The organism is Nitrospira sp. BLG_2, assembly GCF_049222245.1.
Map to the genome: position 1 here is coordinate 1 of NZ_JBLYIG010000375.1, position 5,661 is coordinate 5,661.

The window sequence follows — 5,661 nt, forward strand, 5'->3', positions numbered from 1 at the left end:
CTTTCTGGAGCCTAGTGGTTCGTACACGAAGGGTTCCGGTTTTATCGCTCATGGCATCCATCGCGTTCAAGAGCAGGTTTAAAAGGACCTGTTTAATTTGTTGCCGATCTAACATGCCACGAGGAAGTTCAGGCGCCAAATCTTTTTCAATCTTAATCCCGCGGCTGTCGGCTTTCACTTGGATAAAGTACAGACACGATGAGACGATTTCATTCAGATCCTCATCGGTCAACCGAGGTTCCATGTAGCGAGCGTAGTCGAGAATCTCCTGAATCAACCGCTCAATCCGATTGACATCATCGAGCACAATTCGGCTGAATTCGCCAATAAATTGACTGTCATCCTTACGCTCCGGGGCCAGCTGAATGAAGGTCTTGATCGACGTTAAGGGGTTTCGGATTTCATGAGCGAAACCTCCGGCAATGGTTTCCAAAGAACGCAATCGATCGGTTCGTCGCATGAGAGTTTGGGACTGCCGGAGGTCCTCATACAACAGGAAAGAGTCGAGCGCGTTGGCGGCATTCTGGGCCATAGCAGCCAGGAGTTCCCTGGTATGGGAGGTAATGACAGCGGTACCCATCCTGGATTGGAGCAATACGAAGGCGATCAGCTGTCCTTTATTCAGCAACGGGATGGCCAGATTGACGGGAAGAGTGACGGGCCGGGCACCCGTCGTATTGTCCAATGATGCCGCGCATAAGGAATCGGTCAACGCTGACGAGTCTAGGATATCTTGGTGCTGAGCCAGTTGTTGAACGAGGGGGTGATTGAAGGGAATGATGCGAGATGTTGCTATCGAAGAAATCTGTCCGTGTAAGGCTACCTGGCAGAAGTATTCGCGTTCACGATCAAGCAGATAAAGAATCCCGTCAGAGTGTTGAGATACTTCAGAGAAGCCGGAAAGAATACGTTCTGCGATGATGGGAAGACTTGTCGGATGCCCCATGTCCCGCGCGAATTGCGTGAGCCGTTGCAGCGATGCTGTGTCTGGTTGACAGAGGGCCGATTGCGGATGCGTGCGATCTGTCATGAGCCGGTGTGCGAGGTCTTATGCGCCTGCGTAGTTCGTCGCGATGGAAAGGAGACTACGTATCATCACTAGGCGCAAAGTATACACCCGAGGAGTTGTTTCAGCCAGCGGATTTGGTCTTCCGTACAACAGCGAGTAGAAGCTGATCATCGAGGACGGAGTAAAACTGGATTGAGCCCGCACCGGCATGGGTCAGTAGACGGGCTAGCTCATCCCGTTCATAGTTATGCAATAGGCCATGGCGAACGGCTTCTCGCAGGCGGCCGAAATAGTGAAGGACGATCTTGGCCGGTGAACCGAATTTATCGTGGTCTGCTGCGCGCGGGTGGCGGCGAAACAGCCTGGAGAGATCGGTGTGCGGTTGAAGACTCGTCAGGATGGCCGTCCCATCCGGATGCAAGACTCGAAGCATCTGTCTGAGACAATGAAGGGGAGAGGGAGTGAAGGAAAGCGATAGATGGCAAAGAATGCGGCCAATCGATCCATCGATGAAAGGAAGAGATGCATTCCAGTCCGTATGCATCCAGCTTGTCGTTAACAATTGGCCGATTGGGACGGCAGCCGTGAGCGTGCCGGGCAGTTCTTCAGCGAATGTATGGGTCTGCTGTTCCGCAAGCCTAAGCGATTCGTGCGAATGATCCAACCCGATATAGCGAAGAGGAACGTCCGTCAGTCCGCTCTGATGCGCCCATCGATAGGCCAGATTGGTCAGCATGAGACGGATGAAATTCGTATGACCGCAGCCGATATCGAGGATAGTCATGTTTGGTTCAAGAGGAAGGAGTAGGCGATACAGTTCATTCGTAAAGGCCAAATAGTCCGGCAAGTGTTCGAGTTGGTACAACTGGGCCAAGTGAGCCCCCCACAGGGCGTTGCGTGTGGCCTGCGAGACGTGGTGGCGAATGCGGGTGCGCTCATGCTCCAACTGCTGTTGCTGATATACATCGCGGGTGCGCGGTTCCCGCACCGGAGCCGAAGGAGGATTGCCGATGAGAGAAGTAGAGAGCAGCTTCAAGATCGTCTTGAAGGCTGCGATTCGGCGTTCGTCGTTGACGACGGATTCTCCGGACACGTCGGCCTGCAGTGATACAACGGTTGGGGCGATTCCCAGGGCTCTGAGGGACTGATAGTGAGGGTCGAACGGGTGTTCGATGGGACGGTTCTTTCTGGGAGAGACCAGGATAACAGGAGGAGTCGCCAGTTGGGCGAAGTCAGATCTTGGCGAGGCTGAGTCGACATAGTCACCCGTGATCGCATCGCCAATAAACTTGTCGAAGTTGATATTGAAGCCCCAGATATTGACAACGCCCAGCCGATGGCCTTGCCGATAGGTTTCAATGGCACGGGAGAGATCGAGGGGAGAAAGAGAGGTTTCTAGGTCAAGAGCAGGATTCAATAAGAAAAGCTGATCAGCCGATGTGCTTCGGGCTATGACTTTGGCCGCCACTCGTGCAGCGATGTCTTCCGCGAGGAAGGCTATAGGAGCAGTAGGCCATGTGGTGTGAGCAAAATCAAGGACGCTCTGCAGATCAGTCTCCATGTTGCGTAACGTGAACTGTAAAATATTACCTTCGCTTTGGCCGACATGGTTCGAGTGATCATAGCGCAACACGCGTAAATGGTTGGCAGCGAGGTAAAACGAAAGTGGTACGTAGTCAGTTTGGGTCGATCCGAATCCCGGTATAACGATGATGATCGGGATGTCTTGTGAAACGTCATGGCGAGCATGATCGGCCGTCACGGCAATAATCCGGCCATGCGTATTCCGACATTCCCATCTGTCGCTCATGATCAATGGCCGGCCGTCTCGATCCGCAAAGTCTATGGAGGGGGAGCCGAGGTGTAGCGCAAGCACGCGATTGACTTCCCGTTCCGCCAATGGCGTCAGTTGGGAAAAACGGATGCCGATACGCTGTCCTGTCTGTGATGGGCGCGGTGTGAGCTCGGATGAAACAGTGGGATGTGGAGCGAGATGGACAATGCGGCCGGTCAGGATCGCTTCGGTCGCTTCCGGATTCTGTGCCTCAGACTGATCATGGACATCGATAGAAGAGAAATGAAGCACGACTACCTCATCGGTCATTGTCAGGAACGGCTCCGTTTGCAGGCATACACCACCTCGGCTGAAGTTGACGGCGATACCGATCAGACTTCCGATTGCCGAAGTTTCAATGCGGACCGGTAGCGTCAATCGAACCCTCAAAGTCTCACGATGATCGGCGCCACGCAGGCCGGTTTCCGTGGAGCCAGCTACAAAATCGACTGTTCTATCGAGCATTGGAAACTGGGCTTCGACCGTTATGGCGAAGGCACGTATACGTGCCGCCTCAATAAACGATGCGAGGATCTCCTGCTGAGTCTCGCCAAGTGCGGTGAACTCAAGTGCGAGGCGGGAAGTTCGCCGCCGTTCCATGCCGGCCCGTCGAGGAGTTTCTTCTCGATCATGCGCGGTTGCATCCAGTTCCAAGGTGCTGACGGTTGCCTTAATGAGCAGGTAGACAGGCTGTTGTTCGAATGCCGGAAGCGCACCTTCAATCTCCAATGAGGCTCCGCTCGGACTCAGATCCGTCACGACACCTTCGTAGGGCGTATTGCCGATCGTAACGCGCGCCCGGAGGTCGACGGTCGTCCGCATGCGTTTGCGGCGGTCTGGCAAAGGTGGGGTAGGACCAGGAGGAATGGGTGCCGCCATAGCCAAGACGGGAGCCGGCCTCTGTATCGATGGTCCGGCTTCCGTCAAAGGCGTCGTTTTCGGGGTTGGCTTAGTCGGAATCCTGATTGTGATGGACAACCGTCCATTTGCGGGAGCGATAAAATCCAAACGGCCTCCCAATTGCTTGATCAATGCATAGGCTTCGAAAAGGTCTCCGGTTTCCGGAGGCGATGGCCTTTCACCGGCAACTGTCGCGTCAGTTTCTTCAATGCGGACTTCCACCTCAGTCAGATGTATCGGCGGAGCAAGCGTGGTGCCTGGCGCGAGCGTCTTGCCGATCACATCGATGGCGGCTGTGCTGATCTTGAGCCGACGGCGGCGTAGGGTGACGGTCGTAAGGTGCAGGGCTTGTGAAAGCAGAATGCGCAGTAGCCGCTTCGCCGATTCCCGGTGTTCTGTGAAGGGCGGCAGATCAAGAGCATAGGCGCGTTCAATTCGATCCCTGTCGATGAAAGAAGGCTCGGTTGCCGTGAGCACGGACTCGATAACCTCGTTGATCGTGTCACGGCTGGCAGCGGATTCGACGGCTGCGCGACTGAGCGTTTCTCCTAGCCGTGCGGCTTCTTCGGCATAGAGTGCCAGGGTTTCTACGCGCTCGATGAGACGGACATCACGAATGGTATTCAGCAATTGTTGAGACTGGGCCAAGATGGTGGCTTGAGGAGCCTCGAGGTTTTTGGATAAACGGACCAGTTGCTGTGCTGTGGCGATCAACTGGTCGGTTTGTTGGAGTTGACGCTCGAGACGGTGGATAGTCTCTTCCTGATTGCGTCGGGTCGATACGTCACGCAAAAGGCCAAAGGTACCCAGGTGTCGTCGCTGTGAATTGTACAGTCCGTGAGCGCTGATTTCGGCTTTGATTCTCGAGACTTCCAGCCTATGAGGAAGGGCTTTGGGGACCAGCTCGATTTCGACACTCCTAGAGGCGCGTTCTCCAGTCCGTCGGTCATCGAACCGGTGGCGTGCCCGATCCAGTTGGTCAGGAGCGATTACAGTGGAGTAAGGGGCACCGACCAATTCTTCAGGAGAGTAGCCGAGCATTTTAACGACGCTGGGGCTGAGGTAGGCAAATCGCCCTTCCGAGTCGAGTTCATACAGCACGTCCGTCAGCGTTTCAATGAGTCGGCCATGACGGTCTTGCAGCTGCTCGAACATGATGCGGTCATCTTGTTTTTCAAAGGCGTCTTTCGCATACAGCACGAGTTCAGTGAAAAAGGCAGGAGACTTCTTATCGAGCAAAAAATCCGCACCGGTTTGCAGACTATCCAAGGCGATGGTGGGTGAGCTTCGGTCAGTTTGTAGAACAAGCGTGGCCGAGGGGGCGAGTCGTTTGAGCTCCGACAGCAGAGGAGTCGGGTGTTGCTCGATCAACTGTTCATTGATCAGGATGAGACGCCACGGAGCCAGTTGAGCCCACTGAAGGGCTTCTTCGGGCGTGTAGACGGCTTCGACGCGGCAGTTTGGAAGGAATTTTCGGAAGGTGAGCGTGACCTGTTTGATTTCTTCGGCGATCGCATTGACGAGAAGGATGGTGGCAGGCTCACTCTGCGGCATGGCACAATTCCCGTGTTTCTGGGCAAGCCTGCTCTCAGAGCGGCCATTCAGCGGGCTGCTGCGTATCGCCGCCGCGTGTCAATCAACCGACTCAGTCACACAACAATTGCGTGATGTTTCAGCCAGACCGTGTGACTTGATACCACAAGTGGCGGGGAGAAACCCAGACTGGAGGCCACTTCTTTAGTAGGGGAGTAGCGGCTATGAGACGGCTTGCATGAACAATTTTGGACGGTAGGAAAATGGCACTGCTTGCAGGCCTGTCGGATTAATTTTCCGGCTGGCCTGCAAGAGGAGATCAATTGGCGGCGGCAGTCTGACCATGCTCCGAGCAAGAACCGGGCGTCATATACAGCAGGTAATT

The 5,661-nt window shown here is 54.8% G+C and carries 2 protein-coding genes; both read right to left on the reverse strand.

Annotated features, from left to right (window positions below; translation table 11 throughout):
- A partial coding sequence (locus ACOSYY_RS10410; RefSeq protein WP_421662275.1) for a histidine kinase dimerization/phospho-acceptor domain-containing protein occupies window positions 1–1,030 on the reverse strand: 1,030 nt, incomplete at its 3' end.
- Window positions 1,031–1,130: 100 nt separating this feature from the next.
- Window positions 1,131–5,297 (reverse strand): PilZ domain-containing protein, encoded by a 4,167-nt coding sequence (locus tag ACOSYY_RS10415; RefSeq protein ID WP_421662276.1) that lies wholly within the window; start codon window positions 5,295–5,297, stop codon window positions 1,131–1,133.
- Window positions 5,298–5,661: the final 364 nt, after the last annotated feature.